This window comes from Streptomyces aureocirculatus (genome assembly GCF_000720475.1).
Classification (GTDB): Bacteria; Actinomycetota; Actinomycetes; order Streptomycetales; family Streptomycetaceae; genus Streptomyces; species Streptomyces aureocirculatus.
The window spans coordinates 17257-38770 of sequence record NZ_JOAP01000059.1 but is presented as its reverse complement, the minus strand read 5'-3'; the positions used below and the strand labels follow the sequence as shown (position 1 = coordinate 38770).

Annotated in this window: 16 protein-coding genes and 1 pseudogene; 8 read left to right on the top strand and 9 right to left on the bottom strand. The window is 72.2% G+C overall.

Features of this window, described 5'->3' with window-relative positions; all coding sequences use genetic code 11:
* Window positions 1-180: 180 nt before the first annotated feature.
* The 5 genes from IG78_RS0136175 to IG78_RS0136155 all read left to right on the top strand — a co-directional run bounded on the left by IG78_RS0136175 (window position 181) and on the right by IG78_RS0136155 (window position 6215).
* The gene (locus IG78_RS0136175) at window positions 181-1227 is read left to right on the top strand and encodes a LacI family DNA-binding transcriptional regulator (RefSeq protein WP_030572205.1); all 1047 of its coding nucleotides are present in this window, start codon (window positions 181-183) and stop codon (window positions 1225-1227) included.
* A 205-nt stretch (window positions 1228-1432) separates the two neighbouring features.
* On the top strand, window positions 1433-2548 hold the full coding sequence (locus tag IG78_RS0136170) for an ABC transporter substrate-binding protein (protein ID WP_030572203.1): 1116 nt from the start codon (window positions 1433-1435) through the stop codon (window positions 2546-2548).
* Window position 2549: 1 nt separating this feature from the next.
* The gene (locus tag IG78_RS0136165) at window positions 2550-4193 is read left to right on the top strand and encodes a sugar ABC transporter ATP-binding protein (RefSeq protein WP_225882353.1); all 1644 of its coding nucleotides are present in this window, start codon (window positions 2550-2552) and stop codon (window positions 4191-4193) included.
* Complete coding sequence (locus IG78_RS0136160) at window positions 4186-5148, top strand: ABC transporter permease (RefSeq protein WP_030572196.1); 963 nt, start codon at window positions 4186-4188, stop codon at window positions 5146-5148. Before IG78_RS0136165 ends, IG78_RS0136160 begins: the two co-directional genes overlap by 8 nt.
* Window positions 5149-5234: 86 nt before the next feature.
* Complete coding sequence (locus tag IG78_RS0136155) at window positions 5235-6215, top strand: ABC transporter permease (protein WP_051853293.1); 981 nt, start codon at window positions 5235-5237, stop codon at window positions 6213-6215.
* A gap of 85 nt (window positions 6216-6300) precedes the next feature.
* Here IG78_RS0136155 and glgC read toward each other — a convergent pair whose 3' ends face one another.
* The 3 genes from glgC to IG78_RS0136140 are packed head-to-tail and all read right to left on the bottom strand — an operon-like array spanning window position 6301 to window position 9569.
* Window positions 6301-7545, bottom strand: a complete 1245-nt coding sequence (gene glgC / locus IG78_RS0136150) for a glucose-1-phosphate adenylyltransferase (protein WP_030572190.1) — start codon at window positions 7543-7545, stop codon at window positions 6301-6303.
* A gap of 16 nt (window positions 7546-7561) precedes the next feature.
* Window positions 7562-8734, bottom strand: coding sequence for a glycogen synthase (gene glgA / locus IG78_RS0136145; RefSeq protein ID WP_030572187.1), 1173 nt, complete (start codon window positions 8732-8734; stop codon window positions 7562-7564).
* 37 nt (window positions 8735-8771) lie between these two features.
* Entirely contained in the window at window positions 8772-9569 is a 798-nt protein-coding gene (locus IG78_RS0136140) for a (2Fe-2S)-binding protein (protein ID WP_225882352.1), read from the bottom strand.
* Between the two features lie 238 nt (window positions 9570-9807).
* On the opposite strand from IG78_RS0136140, the gene IG78_RS0136135 reads away from it, so the two are divergent.
* Window positions 9808-11055 carry a DMT family transporter gene (locus tag IG78_RS0136135; protein ID WP_030572183.1) on the top strand — a complete coding sequence of 416 codons (1248 nt, stop codon included), beginning with the start codon at window positions 9808-9810 and terminating at the stop codon, window positions 11053-11055.
* A 117-nt stretch (window positions 11056-11172) separates the two neighbouring features.
* Here the strand turns inward: IG78_RS0136135 and IG78_RS0136130 are convergent, their stop codons facing one another.
* A complete protein-coding gene (locus IG78_RS0136130; RefSeq protein WP_030572180.1) occupies window positions 11173-12543 on the bottom strand; it encodes a transglycosylase family protein in 1371 nt (456 codons plus the stop codon).
* Between the two features lie 142 nt (window positions 12544-12685).
* Window positions 12686-12862, bottom strand: a pseudogene (locus tag IG78_RS51880) (acetylxylan esterase); the annotation flags it as partial.
* A 218-nt stretch (window positions 12863-13080) separates the two neighbouring features.
* On the opposite strand from IG78_RS51880, the gene gndA reads away from it, so the two are divergent.
* Window positions 13081-14520, top strand: a complete 1440-nt coding sequence (gndA, locus tag IG78_RS0136125; protein WP_030572177.1) for an NADP-dependent phosphogluconate dehydrogenase — start codon at window positions 13081-13083, stop codon at window positions 14518-14520.
* 593 nt (window positions 14521-15113) lie between these two features.
* Here gndA and IG78_RS0136120 read toward each other — a convergent pair.
* The 4 genes from IG78_RS0136120 to IG78_RS0136105 all read right to left on the bottom strand — a co-directional run bounded on the left by IG78_RS0136120 (window position 15114) and on the right by IG78_RS0136105 (window position 18902).
* Entirely contained in the window at window positions 15114-15554 is a 441-nt protein-coding gene (locus IG78_RS0136120) for a nitroreductase family deazaflavin-dependent oxidoreductase (RefSeq protein ID WP_030572175.1), read from the bottom strand.
* Between the two features lie 59 nt (window positions 15555-15613).
* Window positions 15614-16255: an aspartate/glutamate racemase family protein gene (locus IG78_RS0136115; RefSeq protein ID WP_030572172.1), complete on the bottom strand. Its 642-nt coding sequence runs from the start codon at window positions 16253-16255 to the stop codon at window positions 15614-15616.
* Between the two features lie 29 nt (window positions 16256-16284).
* Complete coding sequence (locus tag IG78_RS0136110) at window positions 16285-16854, bottom strand: TetR/AcrR family transcriptional regulator (protein ID WP_030572168.1); 570 nt, start codon at window positions 16852-16854, stop codon at window positions 16285-16287.
* Window positions 16855-17003: 149 nt separating this feature from the next.
* A complete protein-coding gene (locus IG78_RS0136105) occupies window positions 17004-18902 on the bottom strand; it encodes an ABC transporter ATP-binding protein (RefSeq protein WP_199813348.1) in 1899 nt (632 codons plus the stop codon).
* A 197-nt stretch (window positions 18903-19099) separates the two neighbouring features.
* Between IG78_RS0136105 and bglX the strand changes: the two genes are divergently transcribed.
* On the top strand, window positions 19100-21427 hold the full coding sequence (bglX, locus tag IG78_RS0136100; protein ID WP_030572162.1) for a beta-glucosidase BglX: 2328 nt from the start codon (window positions 19100-19102) through the stop codon (window positions 21425-21427).
* Window positions 21428-21514: the final 87 nt, after the last annotated feature.

Here is a 21514-nt window from a genome sequence, read left to right as displayed (position 1 = left end):
TCCTCCTTGCCGAGGAAGGGTGGCGGCTCGTCGCTCCAGTCGGTACAACGAGTCTGTACAACGTTGGAAGGAACGGCAGTTGGCATGACAGCACGGCTCCGGCGTGCTGTCCAGGGTCCGCGGCGACCGCCGCCGGACGCCCCGGCCATCCGGGGCGCACATCGACGCGAGGAGTGGCACGTGCGGGTGAGCCTCAAGGATGTCGCGGAACGGGCGGGCGTCTCGATCAAGACCGTCTCGAACGTGGTGAACAAGTATCAGCACGTCACCCCGGCGATGCGGGCCCGTGTGCAGCAGGCCATCGACGAGCTGGGATACCGCCCCAACCTGACCGCGCGTCATCTGCGCAAGGGCCGCACCGGGATCATCGCCCTGGCCGTGCCCGAGCTGCAGAACCCGTACTTCGCGGAACTCGCGGGCGCCGTCATCGACGCCGCCGCCGAACACGACTTCACCGTCCTGCTCGACCACACCCGCGGTGAGCGCGAGCAGGAGCTCCTGGTCAGCCAGGGATTCCGGGCGCACGTCATCGACGGTCTGATCCTCAGCCCGCTCGAGCTGGAGGCCGAGGACCTGCGGGGCCGCGACGGGGCGGGGGGCAACGGCAGCGAGCCCCACAATGACGATGTGCCCCTCGTGCTGCTGGGCGAGCGCGAGTACGACCTGCCCTACGACCACATCGCGATCGACAACGTCGCCGCGGCCCGGGTCGCGGTGCGCCATCTCATCGGCCGCGGCCGGCGCACCATCGCCTATCTCGGCGCCCGCACGGACTCCGCGAACCGCCCCGCCCACCTGCGTCTTCAGGGCTGGCGGGCGGAGCTCACCGAGGCCGGTGTCCCGGCGCCCGAGTCCCTGGTCGGCCCGGTCGGCGGCTGGAACCGCGACGACGGCGCGCAGGCGATGGCGCGGATGCTGGACTCCGGGGTGCGCCCTGACGCGGTGTTCGCGTACAACGACCTGGTCGCGATCGGTGCGATGCGGGTGCTGCACGAGCGGGGCCTCAGAGTGCCGTGGGACGTGGCGGTGGTCGGCTTCGACGACATCGCGGAGGGGCAGTTCGGCGCCGTCACCTTGACCACCATCGCGCCCGACAAGCAGGCCATCGCGCGGCTCGCGGTGTCCTCGCTGCTCCGCCGCCTTCAGGGCGATGGCGAGGTCGGCGGGCGCACGCTCACCGCCGAGTTCCGGCTGGTGGAGCGGGAGAGCACGCTCGGGCGGCGGTGACCGGTGCGGGCGCGGCGAGGCGGGGGCGGCACGGCTTCGGGGGCGGGGCAGGACGGGGGCGGCGGGCCCGACCGGCGTGCGCGGAGGGTTTACAGCCTCCTTTCAACGATGTAAAAAGCTCCCCGTACCGCTGAGTTGACCGCAAACCCGTATCTCCCGTGAGCGCTCTCAGTGTGCGCCGGGGCCGTGCCGTTTGGGGACTCCCATGAAGCCGAACACTTTTCTCCGCCGTACCTCGGGCCGCACCGCGCCCGGCACCCTGCTCGCCGTCGGCCTCGCCGCCACGCTCGCCCTGACCGCATCGGGATGCGCCAAGTCGGAGGACGGCGACTCCGGCTCCGGCGACAAGTCCGCGGCCGAGGGCGACGCGGGCCAGGTCGTCTCCTCGCCCGGCGCGGGCGACCGCAAGACCTGTGTGATCGGCGACTACGGCGCCGAGAAGCTCGATCTGAAGTCCGCGACCGTCGGCTTCTCGCAGTCGGAGAAGGAAGCCAACCCGTTCCGGATCGCCGAGACCGCCTCCATCAAGGCCGAGGCGGACAGACGCGGCGTCAGACTCCTCACCGCCAACGCCCAGTCGCAGTTCTCCAAGCAGATCAGCGACGTCCAGGACCTCATCGCCAAGGGCGCCGACCTGCTCGTCATCGCCCCGCTCAACTCCGACGGCTGGGAGCCGGTCCTGCGCCAGGCCAAGGCCAAGCACATCCCGATCGTCACCATCGACCGCGAGATCAACGCGGCACCCTGCAAGGACTATGTGTCCTTCATCGGCTCGGACTTCGTCGAACAGGGCCGCCGCGCCGCCGACCGCATGATCGCGGCGACGGGCGGCAAGGGCGAGGTGGCGATCCTGCTCGGTGCCGCCGGGAACAACGTCACCACCGACCGCACCAAGGGCTTCGAGGAGCGGATCAAGGAGAAGGCCCCGGACCTGAAGGTCGTCTTCAAGCAGACCGGAGAGTTCGCCCGCGAGAAGGGCCAGCAGGTCACCGAGCAGTTGATCCAGTCCAAGCCGGGCATCGACGGGATCTACGCGGAGAACGACGAGATGGGCCTCGGCGCGGTCGGTGCCCTCAAGGGCGCGGGCAAGAAGGCCGGTGACATCAAGATCGTCACCATTGACGGCACCAGGAACGCCGTGCGCGGCATCGTCGACGGCTGGATCGACGGCGTCGTGGAGTCCAACCCGCGCTTCGGGCCGCTCGCCTTCAAGACCCTGGACACCTTCACCAAGGGCGGCAAGGTCGACCAGGACATCGTCATCGAGGACAGCGCCTACACCAAGGACAACGCGGAGTCGGACCTCGGCAAGGCGTACTGACGTGCCGGCGCTCCCGGTGCGGTCGGCCGAGGTCCTCTCGGTGGCCGGGCTCAGCAAGACGTTCCCGGGCGTACGCGCCCTCGACGGCGTCGACTTCACGGCCAGGGCGGGCGAGGTGCACGCCCTGATCGGTGAGAACGGCGCCGGGAAGTCCACGCTCATCAAGGTGCTCACGGGCGTGTACCGGCCCGATCCGCCCACCGCCGCGGGCACGGGCGTCCTGACGTACGACGGCAGCGAGGTGGAGTTCGCCACTCCCCTCGAAGCCCAGCACGCGGGCATCTCCACCATCTACCAAGAGGTCAATCTGGTCCCGCTGATGAGCGTGGCCCGCAATCTCTTCCTCGGCCGGGAACCCCGGGGCCGCCTCGGCCTGATCGACTTCCGCCGGATGCACCGCGAGGCGGACACCGCCCTGCGCGGCCTCGGGATGCGCGTCGACGTGCGCAGGCCGTTGCGCGAACTCGGTGTCGGCGCCCAGCAGATGGTGGCGCTCGCCCGTGCGGTCTCCGTCGAAGCGCGGGTCGTCATCATGGACGAGCCGACGTCGTCCCTGGAGCCGCGCGAGGTGGCCACGCTGTTCGGGGTGATCCGGATGCTGCGCGAGCGCGGCATCGCGGTGATCTACGTCAGTCACCGTCTGGACGAGCTGTACGAGGTGTGCGACACGGTCACCGTGCTGCGGGACGGCAAGGCCGTGCACACAGGACCGATCGCAGCCCTGGACCAACTGCGGCTCGTCTCGCTGATGCTCGGCAGGGAGATCGGCGACGTACGCGAAGAAGGCCTGACGAAGTTCAGCGGCGGCCACGACGCCGAGGCCGAACCCGTCCTGCGCGCAGCGGAACTGACGGTACGTCACCTGTTGCGCAGCGTGTCCCTGACCGTGCGGCCCGGGGAGGTCGTGGGGCTCGGCGGGCTGCTCGGCTCGGGGCGCAGCGAGACCGCGAAAGCCATCGCGGGCGCCCTGCCGCCGGACTCGGGGCGGGTCGTGGTCGCCGGGGTGCCGGTGCGCACCGGCTCCACGCCCGCCGCCATCCGCGCCGGAGTGAGCCTGCTGCCCGAGGACCGCAAGGCCGAGGGCATCGTGCCGGGCCTGTCGGTGCGCGAGAACATCGCGCTCGCGGCGCTGCCGGGCCTGTCCCGCTTCGGCCTGGTCGACGAGGCCCGCGTCGACCGGGTCGTGGACACCTTCATGAAGCGTCTGCACATCAAGGCGTCGGGGCCGCACCAGAAGGTCGGCGAGCTCTCCGGCGGCAACCAGCAGAAAGTGCTCCTCGCACGCTGGCTCGCCATGAACCCGAAGGTGCTGCTCCTTGACGAGCCGACGCGCGGCATCGACGTCGGCGCCAAGGCCGAGGTGCAGAAGCTCATCGACGAGCTGGCAGGCGACGGGCTCGGCGTACTGCTCATCTCCTCCGACATGGAGGAACTGATCGAGGGCAGCGACCGCGTGGTGGTCCTCAAGGACGGCGCGGTCGTCGAGGAACTCGGCGGGGACGCCGTCACCGAGGACCGGCTGCTGCGCGCCATCGCCGCCGCGCCCGCCGCCCCGACCCACTCCCCGTCCGCCGCCCCGTCCGACTCCCCGGACGCCCGCGACGCCCCCGGGGACGACCAGGCCCCCGGAGACGACCATGACTGACATCGGCCTCGGCCGCTCCCGCGTGGACCGCGACCGTCTGCTGCGGCTCCTTCAGGACTACGGCGTTCATCTGGGCGTGGCGGTCCTGCTGTTGGTGAACATCGCCTTCACCCCGCACTTCCTGTCCGCGGAGAACTTCCGCACGCAGGCCGTGCAGGTGGCACCCGTCCTGATCGTGGCGCTCGGCATGGCCCTTGCCATCGGCAGTGAGGGCGTGGACCTGTCGGTCGGCTCGGTCATGGCTCTGTCCACGTCGCTGCTCTCGCTGTATCTCGGGTACGGGATGTGGATCGCGCTCATCGTCGCCGTGCTCGGCGGGGTCGCCGTCGGGGTGGCGAACGGGGCGCTCGTGGCGTTCATCGGGGTGCAGCCCATCGTGGCGACGCTCGCCCTGATGGTCGCGGGCCGGGGGCTGGCCCTGGTCCTGCTCCCCCAGCTCAAGGACGTCCGCGATCCGACCATGGCCTCACTCGGCTCCGGCGACGTCCTCGGCGTCCCCTACCTCGTGCTGATCGCGGCGGCGCTCGCGCTCCTCGTGGCGTTCGTCGTGCGCCGCACGACCTTCGGCAGGCAACTGCTCGCGATCGGCGACAGCCGCCCCGCGGCCAAGCTCGCGGGCCTTCCCGTACGGCGCGTGCTCATCCTCGTGTACGTGTGCTCCGGCGCCCTCGCCGCGATCGCGGGTGTCCTCGCCACCGCACGCCTGACCGCGAGCGACCCGACGTCGCTCGGCACTCTGATGGAGCTGTCCGCGATCACCGCGGTGGTCGTCGGTGGCACCCCGCTCAGCGGCGGCCGGGTCCGCGTCGGCGGCACCGTCGCGGGCGCCGTCCTCATCCAACTGCTCACGGCCACGCTCATCAAGCACGATCTGCCCCCGTCGTGGACGCAGATCGCCCAGGCCGTGGTGATCATCCTGGCCGTGTACGCGGCACGCGAGAGGGGCAGGCGATGACGGTCGGCACACAGAAGTCACCGAGTCCGCGGAGTCCGCGGAGTCCGCGGAGTCCACGGAGCCCGGTGCGGCCCGTGGACGGTGCCATGGACGCGGATCCGCCGGGTCCCGCGCGGTCGGAGCGCCTGAGCGCGTTCGCCCAGCAGCACGGCGCCCTGGTGACCCTGGTGGTGGCGGTGCTCGCGGCCTGGCTGAGCTTCGACACCTTCATGACGACCGACAACACGCAGAACATGGCGGTGTCCTCGGCGTTCCTCGCCGTGGTCGCCCTGGGCATGACGTTCGTGATCGTCACCGGTGGCATCGACCTGTCGGTGGGCTCGCTGTTCGCGCTCGGCGGGGTCCTCGCCGCGTGGGGGTCGCAGTACGGAAGCACCGTCGCACTGCTCCTGCCGCTCGCCGTGTGCGGGCTCATCGGCTTCGTCAACGGTCTGCTGATCTCCCGCTCCCGGCTCGCCCCGTTCATCGTGACCCTCGCCGCGATGCTCGGCGCCCGCGGCATCCTCCTCGCCGCCACCGACGAGGGCTCCAGGACCTATCTGGTCGACAAGGACTCGTTCTTCGCGACGCTCGGGCAGGGCAAGGTGCTCGGCGTCGGCGCACCGGTGTGGATCACGGTCGGTCTGTTCGTGGCGGGCGCGGTGGTGCTGCGCCGCAGCCGCTTCGGGCAGTACGTGTACGCGGTCGGCGGCAACGAGGACGCGGCGGCGCTGATGGGTGTCCCCGTGGCCCGCACGAAGACGGCCGTCTACACCCTGTCGGGCCTGTGCGCGGGCCTCGCGGGCGCCCTGAACGCGGCCTGGCTGGTGTCGGGCGTGACGATCCTCGGCTCCGGCATGGAACTGGAGGCGATCTCCGCGGTCGTCATCGGCGGCACCCTGCTGTCCGGCGGCTTCGGCTTCCTCAGCGGCTCACTCCTCGGCGTACTGCTCCTGAAGGTCATCCAGAACGTCATCAACCAGATCGGCTCCCTGGACTCCGCCTACCAGCAGGTCGTCAGCGGCGGCTTCCTGGCGGTGGTCGTCGTGGCGCAGACGTGGCTGGGCCGCAGGAGGCGGGTCCTGTAGGCGCAGGAGGCGTGCCCTGTAGCCGCAGGAGGCGTGCCCTGTAGCCGCAGGGGGCGGGGCGCTCCCAGTCGCGCGGAGGCGGGCGCTAGGGGTACGTGAGCGATGTCCCGTCCACCGATACCTGCTGGCCCTTGCCCAGGGCGATCACGCCGCCCTTCGACACCGTGTACAGCTCCTCGTCCCGCTCCGGGTTCACGCCGATGGTGGCGCCGGGCGGGACGTCGACGTTCTTGTCGAGGACCGCGCCGCGCACCACCGCTCCCCTGCCCACACGGACGTTGTCGTGCAGCACCGAACCCTGCACGACGGCGCCCTCCTCGACGATCGCACCGGGCGACAGGACGGAACGGGTGACCTGCCCGCGGATCACGCAGCCGGGGCTGACGACGGACTCCCCCGCGATGCCGCCCGCGCAGAACTTGGCGGGCGGCAACTGCCCCGCGTGGGTGTAGATGGGCCAGCGGCGGTTGTCGAGGTTGAAGGCGGGCCGGTCGGAGATCAGGTCCATATGGGCCTCGTAGTAGGCGTCGAGGGTGCCGACATCGCGCCAGTAGCCGTGGTCGCCGGCGGTCTCGCCGGGGACGTGGTTGTCGGCGAAGTCGTAGACCTGCGCGAGGCCGCGCTCGGTGAGGGACGGCAGGATCGAACCGCCCATGTCGTGCACCGAGTCGGGGTCCTCCGCGTCCCGCTGCAAGGCGTCGACGAGCACTTTGGTGGCGAAGACGTAGTTGCCCATGGAGGCGTACACCTGGTGCGGGGAGCCGGGCAGGCCTGGCGGGTCCTGCGGCTTCTCCAGGAAGCTCCGCACCCGGGCGCCGTCCCCGGCGGGCGTGATGATCCCGAACTGGCCGGCGTCCGCGCGCGGCACCCTGATCCCGGCGACGGTGACGCCCGCGCCGGACTCGATGTGCTGCGCCAGCATGTGGCGCGGATCCATGCGGTAGACGTGGTCGGCGCCGAACACCGCGATGTGGTCCGGCTGTTCGTCGTGTACGAGGTTCAGGGACTGCAGGATGGCGTCGGCGCTGCCCAGGTACCAGCGGGGGCCGAGGCGCTGCTGGGCGGGGACGGGGGTGACGTAGTTGCCGAGCAGGCTCGACATCCGCCAGGTGGTGGAGACGTGCCGGTCCAGGGAGTGCGACTTGTACTGCGTCAGGACGCAGATGCGCGTGATGTCGCCGTTGACGAGGTTGGAGAGCACGAAGTCGACGAGGCGGTAGGTGCCGCCGAAGGTCACCGCCGGTTTCGCCCGGTCGGCCGTGAGCGGCATCAGCCGCTTCCCCTCCCCGCCCGCGAGCACGATCCCGAGCACCGAAGGTCCACCGCGCATGGCCGCCCCTTAGCCGCTAGTCGGACTTGCGTAACGCCATGACTTCCTCGTACACGTCCACGGTGCGCCGTGCCACCGTGTCCCAGCCGAACTGGCGCACGGCCCGGTGCCGTCCGGCCGAGCCCATCGCGGCCGCCCGCTGCGGTTCCGCGGCCAGATGGTTCAGGAGCACGGCCAGGTCGTGCTCGAAGCGGTCGGGCCGCAGCGCGTCGTAGGGGGCGAGCAGCCCCGTCGTGCCGTCCGAGACGACTTCGGGGATGCCGCCGACGCGGGACGCGACCACGGCGGTGCCGCACGCCATCGCCTCCAGGTTCACGATGCCGAGCGGTTCGTACACCGAGGGGCACACGAACACCGTGGCGTGCGTGAGGAGTTGCACGACCTCCAGGCGCGGCAGCATGCGCGGGATCCAGATGACGCCGCCCCTGGCCCGGTCGAGCTCCTCGTGCAGGGTGCGGAACTCCTGGTCGATCTCCGGGGTGTCGGGGGCGCCCGCGCACAGCACGAGCTGGATGCCGGGGTCCAGGGCGCGGGCCGCGCGCAGCAGGTGGGACACGCCCTTCTGGCGGGTGATGCGGCCGACGAACAGGACGTAGGGGCGGCTCGGGTCGATGCCGTGGTGAGCCAGGGCGTCGGTGGCGTGGTCGGGCCGGTACAGGTCGGTGTCGATGCCGTTGTGGACGACGTGCACCTTCGCCGGGTCGACGGCCGGGTAGCAGGACAGGATGTCCTCGCGCATGCCGTGGGAGACGGCGATCACGGCGTCGGCCGCCTCGACGGCGGTGCGCTCCGCCCAACTGGACACGGCGTAGCCGCCGCCGAGCTGTTCGGCCTTCCAGGGGCGCAGGGGCTCCAGGGAGTGCGCGGTCAGCACGTGCGGGATGCCGTGCAGGAGCTTGCCGACGTGGCCCGCGAGGTTGGCGTACCAGGTGTGGGAGTGCACGAGGTCACGGCCGTCGAGCGCCGCCGCCATGGACAGGTCCACGGACAGGGTGCGCAGCGCGTCGTTGGCGGTGTCGAGGTCGGCCCAGGCGTGGTGGCGCACCACGCCCTCGCCCGCGCCTTCGCCCCAGCAGTGCACGTCGAGGTCGGTGAGCGCGCGCAACTCCCGCGCCAGGAACTCGACATGGACGCCCGCGCCGCCGTAGACGTCCGGCGGGAACTCGCGGGTGAGCAGTCCCACTTTCACGAGCGGAGCCCCCCGTCGTCGGCCGGCTCCCTCATGGTCACCCAGACGCCGCCCCGTGGGAAGACCGCTGCGGCGGCCGGTCGAAACAGCAGTCGCCGCACAGGCCGCCGCCCGGGCAGCGGTAGTAGAGGCAGCAGCTTCGGCGCCGGAACGCGGTCCCCTCCAGGGTGCCGGTGGCCTTCAGGGCGGGGTCCGCGAAGAGTTCCGCGGCCAGGGCGAGGGCGCGCCCGCCCACCTCGGGGCGGCCTTCGCGGGCCGCCCAGGCGTGCAGCTCGCGCGCCGCGCCCGCGAGGGCCGAGCCCGCGTTGCCGCGCAGCAGGGCCGGGGAGACGCGGAAGCGGGCGCGCAGGGCCCCGGCGAGCGGGGTGAGGTGGGCGTCCTGGACCGCCGCGAGGACGCGGGCGGCGTCGGCCGGGTACGTCCGGGTTCCGGCGAGCCACAGGTCCTCGGGCGAGGTGGCGTCCGCGTCCCAGCGCAGCAGGGCAGGGTCGAGGTCGGGCACCCGTCCGTACAGCGCGGCAGGGCCGAGCGCGAGGGACCACAGCCGGGCGGCGAGCCCGAGCTGCGCCACGGACGCGGCGACGCGTTCCTCGGGGGCGCCGAGGCGTCCCGCGACCTTCGCGACACGGAAACACAGCGGATCGCCTGAGTCCTGGTGGAGACCAGGTCGCAGCCCGGCGGAGCCCTGGTCGGGCCCCACTTCAGGTGGCCTTGCCGTATACACGAGAGCCAGCGGAACATGGTTGTCACCAGAAGGCTCCCCCGTCCTGACGGTGAAGAAGCCGCCGACGGTCCCGACGGTGTCCCAGTCGATCGCAGAGGTGTGCGCAGTCATCGCAGAAGTACAGCAGGAGAGCGTTTTCGGTGCGTAACCAGACCTGGGGAGGACATGTGCGCAGCCATACTCCATCGGGAGTAGGACACATTGACTGCTCAGGGACGACGACGAAACGCGCTCCGCGCGACATCGTGGTGAACATGGAAGCCGACCGCTCGCCGCACTCGTCGCCCCGGGTGCACAGGGACCCCGCCGACCGCACCCGCCGGTCGTGCCGCGCGCCGCGGAGCACCTCATGAGTGCCCTCGCGCTGTCCATCGTGCTCTCCCTGGTCTCCGCCGTGGCGTACGCCGGCGGGGCGATCATCCAGGAGCAGGTGGCGGCGCGGGCGGCGGAGCAGCAGTACGCGCCGCTGCGCAGCAGCGCATGGTGGGTCGCGGTGGCGCTCAACGGCCTCGGCGGGCTCCTGCACGTGGTGGCGCTCGCCTTCGGCCCGCTGAGCCTGGTGCAGCCGCTCGGGGCCCTCACGATCGTGTTCGCCCTGCCGATGGCCGCGATGTTCGTGCGCCGCCGGGCCGGGGCCACCGCCTGGCGCGGCGCCATCATGGCGACGGTCGGCCTCGCCGGGATGCTGTCCCTGACGCAGGCCACGGCCTCGCAGTCGCTCGCCGACACCGAGCGCGTCGTGCTCGGGCTCGGCACCGGCGGCGCCGTCGTCGCGCTGATGCTGCTCGCGCACGCCGTGCACCGGCACCCGGCGGTGCGCAGCATGCTGCTCGCCACCGCGGCGGGCATCGCCTTCGGCGTCTCCTCGGTGTTCACCAAGACCGTCGCCGTGGACTGGGACATGCAGGGTTCGCTGGCCCGGCAGGCGCCGAGTCTCGCGGTCATCGGTGTCCTCGCGGTGAGCGGACTGCTCCTCTCGCAGGCCTCGTACAAGGGCGCGGGCCTCACGGCTCCGCTCTCGGCGGTGACCGTCGTGAACCCGGTGATAGCGGCCGCCGTCGGACTCACCCTGTTCGGAGAATCCTTCCGCTACGGGACGTCGGGCACCGCGCTCGCCCTGGCCTGCGGTGTCGTCGCGGGGGGCGGTCTCATCCTGCTGACGACGGAGCGCATCGGCGGTGCGCACGCGAGCGCCGCGCCCTCCGCGCCCTCCGGTGCCGGTGAGCAGGTCGCGGCCGCGGGCGCCGGGTCCCGCGACCGTGCGGCTCCGTCGGGCACCGGCGAGGCGGCCGTCCTCCTCACCGGCGACGAGGGCCGGGTCGTGGAGCAGCGCGCCCCCTCGCACGACGAGCGGTCACCGGCCGACACCGGGCGCCGCCCACCGTCGAGCCCGCTGCCGAACGAGCCGTCCGCACCGGACGCCTCCACCGCCCCACAGGCCTCGGCCCCGGACCCTGCCCCGGGCCCGTCGGAAACGCTGCCGGAGACCGTGCCGGACGCCTTGGTCGCCGATGTCCTGACCGCGCTGCCGTTGCAGCCGATGGCGTTCACGCGCATGCCCCTGCCGCGGCCGACGCCCGAGCACAGCGTGTCCTGAAGCGCGCCCAGCTCCTCGGCACGCCCCGCTCCCGACGAACGCCCCGCGCCCCGGCGCGGGGCGTTCCCGCGTACATCGCGTACATCGCGTACATCAGATGCGCATCTGTCACGTACGTCAGATGCGCACCCCACGGGCCCGCAGATAGGCGAGCGGGTCCACGTCCGAGCCGAAGCCGGGCCCGGTGCGGATCTCGAAGTGCAGGTGCGGGCCCGTGCTGTTGCCCGTCGAACCGGAGCGGCCGATGCGCTGGCCCGCTCCGACCTTCTGCCCCGCCTTCACGGTGAGCGCCGACAGATGGGCGTACTGCGAGTACCTGCCGTCGGTGTGGCGGATGACGACCTCGTAGCCGTAGCTCCCGCCCCAACCGGAGGAGACCACCGTGCCCGCGACGACGGCCTTCACCGATGTGCCGGTGGGCACGGGGAAGTCGACGCCCGTGTGGTAGCCCTTCGACCAGGAGCTGCCGGTCGCGTGGTACGGGGTGCCGATGGAGCCGGTGACGGGCGCCGCGGCGCCGGCGGAGGTGGCGGCCTCGGCGCGCTGCCTGCCCGCGGGCGCGGTGTCGCGCTTCTGCTTGGGCGCGGGCTTGGTCTCCTTGGCCGGCGGATGCGACCGCTCGGGCCTGCGCTCCTGCTTCTTCTCGGGCTTCTTCTCCGCCCTCTTCTCGACGTGCTTCTCGTCGCGCTTCTCGTCGTGCCGCGCGGGCCGCTTCTCCGGGTGCTTCTGCCGGTCGGGGTCGGCGCGCCGCTCGGGCGGTCGCACCGGCGCCTTGCCCCGCTCCGCGGCGCGCAGGGACAGGCGCTGGCCGGGCGTGATGAGGTCGGGGTCGGTGCCGATGGTGCGGCGGTTGCTCTCGTAGAGCTGCGGCCAGCCGCCCCGCACCCGGCGCTCGTCGGCGATCCCGGAGAGGGTGTCGCCGCGGACGACCGTGTACATCCGGGCGGTGCCCGCCGTGGACTGCGGGGTCACCTCGGGCTTGACGTCCCGCACCGTGCGCTTGGGCGCCTTGGGGGCGCCCTCGGTCTTCGCGCCGCCCGTCGCCTTCTGCTGCTGCGGGGCCGACTTCTGCTGCGGGGCCGACGCGGGCCTCAGGTCGGGGCTGTCGCCGCCGCGGGTGAGCCCGGCGCGCTGGGAGCACACCGGCCAGGCGCCGGGGCCCTGTCCGTCGAGGACCTTCTCGGCGACGGCGATCTGCTGGTCCTTGGTGGCGAGGTCGGCGCGCGGGGCGTAGGCGGTGCCGCCGTAGGCCTGCCAGGTGGACTGGGTGAACTGGAGGCCGCCGTAGAAGCCGTTGCCGGTGTTGATGCTCCAGTTGTTCGTGGACTCGCAGGCCGCGACCTTGTTCCAGGTGTCCACGTCCGCGGCGTGGCCCGTGCCCGCGGTCATCAGCGGCAGGGCCATTCCGGCGCCACCTGCCGTGACCGTGAGCGAGGCACGGTTGATCCGGCTCGGCTGGTACCGGCGATGCCGGCCTCGTAAGGCCATGAAAGCCCCCTCAGACACACGTCGAACTCGTCGAATTCGACGTCACACGTCAGCCACAGGACAAGGCCGCAAGCTAGCCGGTCGGCCATGGGTGTGACAAGAGCAGGGCCCGGGCGGGGGCGTTGAACTCGTCATCGGCCGTTCAGTCACACAAATGCCGCTTGAGCCACCGCAGTTGGACATCCCGCTGAAATGGGCCACCGCCCTCGTGGCCGTTGAAGGAGTACACCTCCATCGACCGTTTCGCCCCCGCACAGGCATGGAAGGCGACGAAAACGGTCGACGGCGGACATGTCCCGTCCTCCAGTGCCGCCGGAAAGCCCTGCCCCCGTGTGTTCCCAGAACGCGACGAAGTCGTCCGGCTCGGGGAATTGCGGACGGTGGCGGCGGAGTTCGTCGAGAGGCAGCTCGAAATGGGGCGCGGACGGCTCCTGACATCGGACGCGGTGTCGGGATGTCACGCCACGCCGCAGGATGATACTGGCGCACAGACGCGTTACCTCGGATCGGATTACCCAGGAACTCAGGAGCGGCAGCATGAGTGCTTCGGCGCAGATCGGTGTCACGGGACTCGCGGTGATGGGGCGCAATCTCGCCCGCAATTTCGCCCGCAACGGCTATACGGTCGCGGTCCACAACCGCACGGCGGCGCGGACCCGCGCGCTGGTGGAGGAATTCGGACAGGAGGGCGATTTCGTCGCCGCCGAGAGCGCCGAGGAATTCGTCGCGGCCCTGGAGCGGCCGCGCCGCCTGGTGGTGATGGTCAAGGCGGGCGAGCCCACGGACGCCGTCATCGAGGAGTTCGCGCCCCTCCTGGAGCCGGGCGACATGATCGTGGACGGCGGCAACGCGCACTTCGCGGACACCCGGCGGCGCGAGCGAGCGCTGCGCGAGCGGGGCATCCACTTCGTCGGCACGGGCGTGTCCGGCGGCGAGGAGGGCGCGCTGAACGGCCCGAGCATCATGCCGGGCGGCTCCGAGGAGTCCTACGCGGCGCTCGGTCCGATGCTGGAGAAGATCTCCGCGAAGGCCGCGGACGGCAGCCCCTGTACGGCGCACATCGGCCCGGACGGCGCGGGCCACTTCGTGAAGATGGTGCACAACGGCATCGAGTACGCCGACATGCAGTTGATCGCCGAGGCCTATCAGCTTCTGCGCGAGGTCGCAGGCTACTCCCCCACCGAGATCGCGGACATCTTCCGCACCTGGAACACCGGGCGTCTCGACTCCTATCTGATCGAGATCACGGCCGAGGTGCTCGCCCACGTCGACTCCGCGACCGGTGAGCCGTTCGTGGACGTCGTGCGGGACCAGGCCGAGCAGAAGGGCACCGGACGCTGGACCGTGCAGATCGCCCTCGATCTCGGCGTGCCCGTCTCCGGCATCGCGGAGGCGGTGTTCGCCCGCTCGCTCTCCGGCCACCGGGAGCTGCGTGACGCGTCACGCGACTTGGTGGGCCCGAAGGCGGAGCCGCTCGGCAAGAAGGACGCGGCGGCGTTCGCCGACCAGGTCGAGCAGGCCCTGTACGCCTCGAAGATCGTGTCGTACACGCAGGGCTTCCACGAGATCGCGGCGGGCAGCGAGGAGTACGCCTGGAACATCGACCTGGGCGCGGTGGCCTCGATCTGGCGCGGCGGCTGCATCATCAGGGCCGCGTTCCTCGACCGCATCCGGGCCGCCTACGACACGCGGTCCGACCTGCCGAGCCTGCTCGCCGACGAGGGCTTCGCGCGGGAGATCGGCGAGGCACAGGACGACTGGCGTGCCGTGCTCGTCGCCGCGACCCGCCAGGGCGTGCCCGCGCCGGGCTTCGCCGCGGCCCTCGCGTACTACGACGCGCTGCGCGCGGACCGGCTGCCCGCCGCGCTCACGCAGGGTCAGCGCGACTACTTCGGCGCGCACACCTACCGGCGCACCGACCGCGACGGCGCGTTCCACACGCTGTGGGGCGGGGACCGCTCCGAGGTCCCGGCGTAGGGGTTCCGGCGGGCGGGGGTCGCCGTCCACGGCTGTCGGCGCCCGGGCCGGGGCGGGCCCCGGCCCGGGCGTGCCTCCGGGCGGCCGGGCGTCGCGCATGGCCGCCCGGGCCCGTCGCCGCCCAACTGCCGGGCCTCGCTACGTCAGGCCGGGGGTGTCGCTTCCCGGCGTCACGGGCCGTCCCATGGGTGAGGGCTCCGGCTCCGGTGGCGGCACGGGGTCAGGGCCCGGCGGCCTCGGCGTCGGTGCCGGCGGGGGCAGCGGGACGGGGTCCGGCTCCGGGTTCGGGGGCTGCGAGGGGTCGGGCGGCGGGCCCGGTGCCGGGCTCGGACCTGGGCCCGGTGTGGGTGCCGGTGGTACGGGGTCGGGGAACGGATGGGTCATGGTTCCTCCAGCGGGTCGGAGGCGGCTCGTGGCCGGGGTCGGCTCACGTCGGGGGACGGCGTGCGCCGGGGCCCGGCCGCTCCACTCTCTCCCGCCTCGCGTGCCCACGCCCGGCGACTCCACGCGTCCGCGCGGCCCACGGACCCGCGGCGCGCCGTCCCCGCGGAGTCCTCGCGGGGACGGCGCGGAGGCGGTGCGCAGGCGGGCGGTCAGCCGTCGGTGCGGCTCAGGCGTACGACGGGGATGTCACGCCGGGTCTTGAGCCGGTACTCGGCGTACGGGGCGAAGACGTCGACGAGGTGCGGCCAGACGCGTTCCTTGTCCTGCGCCGAAAGGGTTTCCGCGCGGGCGTCGAACCGTTCGGTGTCCACGCGCAGCCGGACGTCGGGTTCGTCGCGCAGGTTCAGATACCACAGGGGGTGCTCGTCGGCGCCGCCGTTGGACGCCACGACCAGGTAGTCGTCACCGTCGCGGCCGTAGATGAGGACGGTGCGCCGCCACTGCCCCGTGCGACGGCCCTTGTAGTCGAGCAGCAGGCAGGGGGCACCCTGGATGGTGGTGCCCTCGGTCCCGCCCGACTCCTCGTAGCGACGGGCCTGCTGGGCCACCCAGCCCGTCGGGCTGAGCACGGCTTCTCCGGATGTGGTCATGGTCGCACCCTAGGGCCTGGGCCGGGTGGCGGGCGGTGGGCGGGTGTCCCGGCCCGGGTTCAGCCGCTGAGCCGGGCCGCCGCCGCGAGTCCCGTACGGGGGCTGGCAAGCACTGGTACGGCGACGGACACGCGGTCGGCCGCGTCGGCCATGGACGCCTGGGCGAGGACCACCGCGTCGACCGTTCCCGCGACGCGCTCGACGGCGTCGGCGACGAGCCGCAGATGCCCCTCGCGGTCCCCCGCAGCGAACCGCTCCCAGGCGCCCTCGACCAGAACGGTGCGCAGGTCGAGCCGGTCACCGGGGTGCCCCGCGCGGGCGGCCTCCTCCGCGACCAGGGCGGCGGTCGGCTCCAGGGTGGAGGCGACCGTGGCGACGACGGCGACGGCAGGCCCCGCCCGCACCGCGGCTGCCGCCATGGGACGGTCGACGCGCAGCACGGGCACCCCGGCAACAGCCCCCGACTCGGCGACGCCGCCGATGGTCGAGCAGGTGCACAGCACGGCGTCGGCGCCCGTGGCGGCCTCGGCGAGCGCCGCGTGGACGTCGTCCGCGACGGCGTCCACGCCGAGGGTCCTCGCGCGGGCCAGGAGGTCCTCGTGGACGACGTGGCGCAGCCGGAGGCCGGGGTGGTCCGCGTCGCGCAGCGCGTCGAAGACGGGGATGTGGACGGGTGAGGTGTGCAGCAGGGCCAGGGTCATCCGTGACCGCTCGTCCCTGGTCTCGACGGTCACCGCAGCACCCGCTGCGCGAGTTCCTCGATGAGCTTGTCGGTCGAGTGCGGCGCGAGCAGGTCGGGCACCGTGAGGTCGTCCACGATCAGGCCCAGCATGGCGAGGTAGAGCAGCACGACTCCGGTGCGGTCGCCGGGCAGTCCGGCGCCGAGGTGGAACGCGATGTTGGCGTCGAGCTGCTCGGCCATGAACCGCGTCAGCTCGGCGTGCAGTTCCGGGCGGCGCGTCGCCTCCAGGCGGAGCTCCAGGAGCGCGAGATGGCTGCTGCGGTCGGCGCGTGTGCGCTCCACGAGCTGCTTGAGGAGCGTGCTCACGAGCTCCGTGGACACCTGGGCGCGCATGGTGTCGGCGAGCGCGTTCTCCTCCGGCGTGAGCCGTACCAGGATGCGCCGCATGACCTGCGCGAGGAGTTCCGCGCGGTGCGGGAAGTAGTTGCTCGCGGTGCCCTTGGGCACCGCGGCCTCCGCGTCCAGGGCCCGCAGCGTGAGGCCGCGGGACCCCTCACGCGCGAGCACCTCGATGGCGGCGTCGAGGAGCGCGGTGCGCCGGGCCGGGTTCTGCCGCATGGGGGTCCTCTCCCTCTGCTACTTCATCCGCAGTACTGCCATGTGACCACTGCAAACAGAGTGCCACGCCGGGCGCCGTCGCCACCATCCGGCCCGGCGCCCGCGCCACCATCCGACCCGGCGCCCGCGCCACCATCCGGCCCGGGGGCCTACGCGGCGACCACCACCCCGTCACCGTCCGCCCGGCCTTCCGCCTTGCCCGCGAACTGGGTCCGGTACAGCTCCTCGTAGCGGCCCCCGGCGTCGAGCAGTTCCTCGTGCGTGCCGCGCTCCACGATCCGCCCTTCCTCCACCACGAGGATCTGGTCGGCGGAGCGCACCGTCGACAGGCGGTGTGCGATGACCACGGCCGTGCGGTCCGAGAGCGCCTCGGCGAGGGCTTCCTGCACCGCGGCCTCGGAGGTGTTGTCGAGGTGCGCCGTCGCCTCGTCGAGGATCACCACGCGCTGCCGGGCGAGCAGCAGCCGCGCGATGGTCATCCGCTGCCGCTCACCGCCGGAGAGCCGGTAGCCGCGCTCCCCGACCACCGTGTCCAGGCCGTCGGGCAGCGAGCGCACCAGCGCGTCGAGGCGGGCCCGGCGCAGCACGTCCCACAGCTCGTCCTCGTCCGCGCCGGGGCGGGCGAGGAGCAGGTTGGCCCGTACCGACTCGTGGAAGAGGTGGCCGTCCTGGGTGACCATGCCGATGGTGTCGCGCAGGGATTCGGCGGCCAGCTCGCGTACGTCGTGTCCGCCGACGCGCACGACACCGGAGTCGGCGTCGTAGAGGCGCGGAAGGAGTTGCGCGACGGTCGACTTGCCCGCGCCGGAGGACCCGACGAGCGCGACGGTCTGGCCGGGCTCGGCCCGGAAGGAGACGCCGTGCAGGACCTCGGCGCCACCGCGGCCGTCCAGGGTTGCGACCTCCTCCAGGGAGGCGAGGGAGACCTTGTCGGCGGCGGGGTAGCCGAAGCGGACGTCCTCGAACTCCACGGCGACCGGCCCCTCGGGCACCCTGCGCGCGTCCGGCTTCTCGTCGATCAGCGGCTTCAGGTCCAGGACTTCGAAGACCCGCTCGAAGCTCACCAGGGCGCTCATCACCTCGACGCGCGCACCGGCAAGGGCTGTCAGCGGCGCGTACAGCCGGGTCAGGAGCAGGGCGAGCGCGACGACGGCGCCCGGCTCCAGGGTGTTTTCGAGTGCGAAGTAGCCGCCGAGGCCGTAGACGAGGGCGAGCGCGAGGGCGGACACCAGGGTGAGGGCGGTGATGAAGGCGGACTGTGCCATGGCTGTGCGGACGCCGATGTCCCGTACCCGGCGGGCCCGCGCGGCGAACTCGGCGGACTCGTCGGCGGGCCGCCCGAACAGCTTGATGAGCGTGGCGCCGGGCGCCGAGAACCGTTCGGTCATGCGGGTGCCCATGGCCGCGTTGTGGTGCGCGGCCTCACGCTGCAATTGCGCCATCCGGGTGCCCATGCGGCGCGCGGGCACCACGAACACCGGGAGCAGCACCAGGGCGAGGAGCGTGATCTGCCAGGAGAGGGCGAGCATCACGCCGAGGGTGAGGAGCAGCGTGACGAAGTTGGACACGACGCCGGAGAGCGTGTTGCTGAACGCCCGCTGCGCGCCGATCACGTCGTTGTTGAGGCGGCTGACGAGCGCCCCGGTGCGGGTGCGGGTGAAGAAGGCGACGGGCATGCGCTGTACGTGGTCGAAGACGGCGGTGCGCAGGTCGAGGATCAACTCCTCGCCCAGGTTGGCCGACAGCCAGCGGCCGAGCAGCCCGAGTCCGGCCTCGGCGACCGCGATGACGGCGATGAGCACCGCGTAGCGGACGACGGTCGAGGACTGCTCGCCGGACACGATCGCGTTCACGACCCGCCCGGCGAGCACGGGAGTCGCGACGGCGAGCAGCGCGGTCACGACGCTCAGCAGGACGAACTGGATGATGCGGCGCCGGTGCGGGGCGGCGAAGGCGGCGATGCGGCGCACGGTGGCGCGGGCGAAGGGTCGGCGTTCCTGCTCTGCGTTCATGACGCTGTGCAGTTGGGTCCAGGCTGTCGTCTCCATGCTCATGTGCAGCACCGTAGAACCTCAAGTTATGTCGAGGTCAAGCACGACACCATCCGATCGCACTCCCCGGTTCCCTCCGTCCCCCGTACCTCTGTCGTGTCTGTTGACCCGCCTGTAACCGGCACGTACTTTCGCTTCAACTCTTGAGCGCACCACTCCGGTTACTCGTGTCCTGAACGTGAGAAGGCGAACGCATGCGTGATGTACGAAGGCGTACTCTGCTGACCGCGATGGGCTCCACCGCCGTCGCGGGTGGTGCCCTGAGCTCCACGACCGCCGAGGCCGCACCCGCTTCTCCGGCTCCGGGCCGCGCCGCCGAGGACCGCGGGACCCCGTACGACCGAAAGGTCCGGCGGCTCCTCGACCGTATGACTGTCGAAGAGAAGCTCGGCCAGCTCCAGCAGCTCGCCTGGTCCTGGGACACCGGTCCGGGCGGCGGCGGGACCAAGGAGGCCGAGGACGCGGCACGGGCCGGGCGGCTCGGCTCGGTGCTCTCGATCTTCGGCGCGCGGAGCAGCAACGCCCTGCAGCGCATCGCGGTCGAGGAGTCCCGTCTCGGCATCCCGCTGCTGTTCGGCCTCGATGTGATCCACGGTTTCTGGACGACGTTCCCGATCCCGCTGGCGCAGGCCGCGAGCTTCGATCCGGACGTGGCGCGGAAGGACGCCGAGGTGTCCGCGAAGGAGGCCAGGTCCAACGGCGTGCACTGGGCGTTCTCGCCGATGATGGACGTCACGCGCGAGCCGCGCTGGGGCCGGATCGCCGAGGGTTCGGGCGAGGACCCGTATCTGACGTCCGTGTTCGCGGCCGCCAAGGTCGAGGGCTACCAGGGCCCGGGGCACGGGTACGGCGCCAAGGACCGGCTCGCCGCCTGCGCCAAGCACTTCGTGGCCTACGGCGGGGCCGAGGGCGGGCGGGACTACAACACGGTCGACGTGTCGGAGTCACGGCTGCGCAATCTCTATCTGCCGCCGTTCAAGGCGGCCCTGGACGCGGGCGCTGCCACGGTCATGGCGTCCTTCAACACCGTCGGCGGTGTCCCCGCGCACGGCAACTCCCACACCCTGACCGGCATCCTCAAGGAGGAGTGGCGTTTCGACGGCGTCGTCGTCAGCGACTGGAACGGTGTCCAGGAGCTGATCGCGCACGGCTTCGCCGAGGACGGCGCGGCGGCGGCCCGGCTCTCACTGAACGCGGGCGTCGACATGGAGATGGTCAGCACCAGTCTGCGCGAGCACGGCAGGAAGCTGGTGCGCGAGGGGAGGATCAGCGAGCACCGCCTGGACGACGCGGTCGCCCGCGTCCTGCGTCTGAAGTTCGCCCTCGGTCTCTTCGAGAACCCGTACGTGGACGAGGACGAGGCGATCGGCGGGCCGACCGCCGCCGCCCGCGAGGCCGCCCGCGACACCGCGGCCCGCTCGATGGTGCTCCTGAAGAACGAGGGCGGGACCCTGCCGCTCAAGACCTCGGTCGGCTCGATCGCCGTCGTCGGCCCGTTCGGGAACTCCGACGATCTGCTGGGCACCTGGGTGGTCCCGGCCGCCGCCGAGAAGTACCCCTCGGTGAAGGTCCTCGACGCGGTGCGGCGGGCGGCACCGCACGCGAGGGTGACGTACGCGCGCGGCGTCGGCCCCGAGAGCCCCGAGAGCCCCGAGAGCCCCGAGAGAGGGGACACCGGTGGTATCCCGGCCGCGGTCGCCGCGGCGAAGGCCGCCGATGTGACGGTCGTCGTCGTGGGCGAGCCGCCCGCGATGAGCGGCGAGGCGGCGGCCCGCAGTGACATCGGCCTGCCGGGCGGGCAGGAGCGGCTCGTACGGGCGATCGCGAGGACCGGCAGGCCGTTCGTGGTCGTCCTCGTGAACGGCCGCCCGCTGACGATGGGCGGCTGGCTCGCGGACACGCCCGCGGTCCTCGAGGCCTGGCACCCCGGCATCGAGGCCGGGAACGCCATCGCCGACGTGCTGTTCGGCAAGGTCAACCCCGGTGGCAAGCTGCCCGTGTCCTTCCCGCGGACGGTCGGCCAGATCCCGGTCCACTACAACCACGAGTCGACCGGGCGCCCCTACGACGCCGACAACAAGTACTCGTCGAAGTATCTGGACCTGCCGCCGGACCCGCAGTTCCCCTTCGGCCACGGCTTGAGCTACACGGCGTTCGAGCTCGGCGCGCCGAAGCTCAGCCGTACCTCCGTCCCGGCGGGCGCCCTGCGCGCGGGCGACACCCTGGAGGTGTCGGTCACCGTCTCCAACACCGGCGACCGCAAGGGCGACGAGGTCGTCCAGTTGTACGTCCACGACCTCGCGGCGAGCATCACGCAGCCGGTGCGCAAGCTGCGCGGCTTCCGGCGGGTCACGCTCGGCGCGGGCCGCTCCACCGTCGTCCGCTTCCGCGTCGGCGCCGAGGACCTGGGCTTCTGGACGAACGACCCGCACGGCGAGTTCCTCGTCGAGGAAGGCAGGTTCGACCTGTACGTGGGCAACAGCTCCACGGCCAAGGCCAAGGGGACGCTGACGGTGACCTGAGCCGGGGCTCAGCCCCGTTCCAGCGTGGTCGCCCCGAACACCTTGTCCTCGGCGAGCTCCCGCACCCGTCCTGTGCGGACGGGGCGA

What these genes read in the sequence shown, in the direction of transcription:
- IG78_RS0136170 (WP_030572203.1), top strand. Translation starts at nt 1,433, where the DNA reads ATGAAGCCGAACACTTTTCTCCGCCGTACCTCGGGCCGCACCGCGCCC.
- IG78_RS0136160 (WP_030572196.1), top strand. Translation starts at nt 4,186, where the DNA reads ATGACTGACATCGGCCTCGGCCGCTCCCGCGTGGACCGCGACCGTCTG.
- IG78_RS0136155 (WP_051853293.1), top strand. Translation starts at nt 5,235, where the DNA reads ATGGACGCGGATCCGCCGGGTCCCGCGCGGTCGGAGCGCCTGAGCGCG.
- glgC (WP_030572190.1), bottom strand. Translation starts at nt 7,545, where the DNA reads ATGCGCGGTGGACCTTCGGTGCTCGGGATCGTGCTCGCGGGCGGGGAG.
- IG78_RS0136140 (WP_225882352.1), bottom strand. Translation starts at nt 9,569, where the DNA reads ATGACTGCGCACACCTCTGCGATCGACTGGGACACCGTCGGGACCGTC.
- IG78_RS0136135 (WP_030572183.1), top strand. Translation starts at nt 9,808, where the DNA reads ATGAGTGCCCTCGCGCTGTCCATCGTGCTCTCCCTGGTCTCCGCCGTG.
- IG78_RS0136130 (WP_030572180.1), bottom strand. Translation starts at nt 12,543, where the DNA reads ATGGCCTTACGAGGCCGGCATCGCCGGTACCAGCCGAGCCGGATCAAC.
- gndA (WP_030572177.1), top strand. Translation starts at nt 13,081, where the DNA reads ATGAGTGCTTCGGCGCAGATCGGTGTCACGGGACTCGCGGTGATGGGG.
- IG78_RS0136120 (WP_030572175.1), bottom strand. Translation starts at nt 15,554, where the DNA reads ATGACCACATCCGGAGAAGCCGTGCTCAGCCCGACGGGCTGGGTGGCC.
- IG78_RS0136115 (WP_030572172.1), bottom strand. Translation starts at nt 16,255, where the DNA reads ATGACCCTGGCCCTGCTGCACACCTCACCCGTCCACATCCCCGTCTTC.
- IG78_RS0136110 (WP_030572168.1), bottom strand. Translation starts at nt 16,854, where the DNA reads ATGCGGCAGAACCCGGCCCGGCGCACCGCGCTCCTCGACGCCGCCATC.
- IG78_RS0136105 (WP_199813348.1), bottom strand. Translation starts at nt 18,902, where the DNA reads ATGGAGACGACAGCCTGGACCCAACTGCACAGCGTCATGAACGCAGAG.
- bglX (WP_030572162.1), top strand. Translation starts at nt 19,100, where the DNA reads ATGCGTGATGTACGAAGGCGTACTCTGCTGACCGCGATGGGCTCCACC.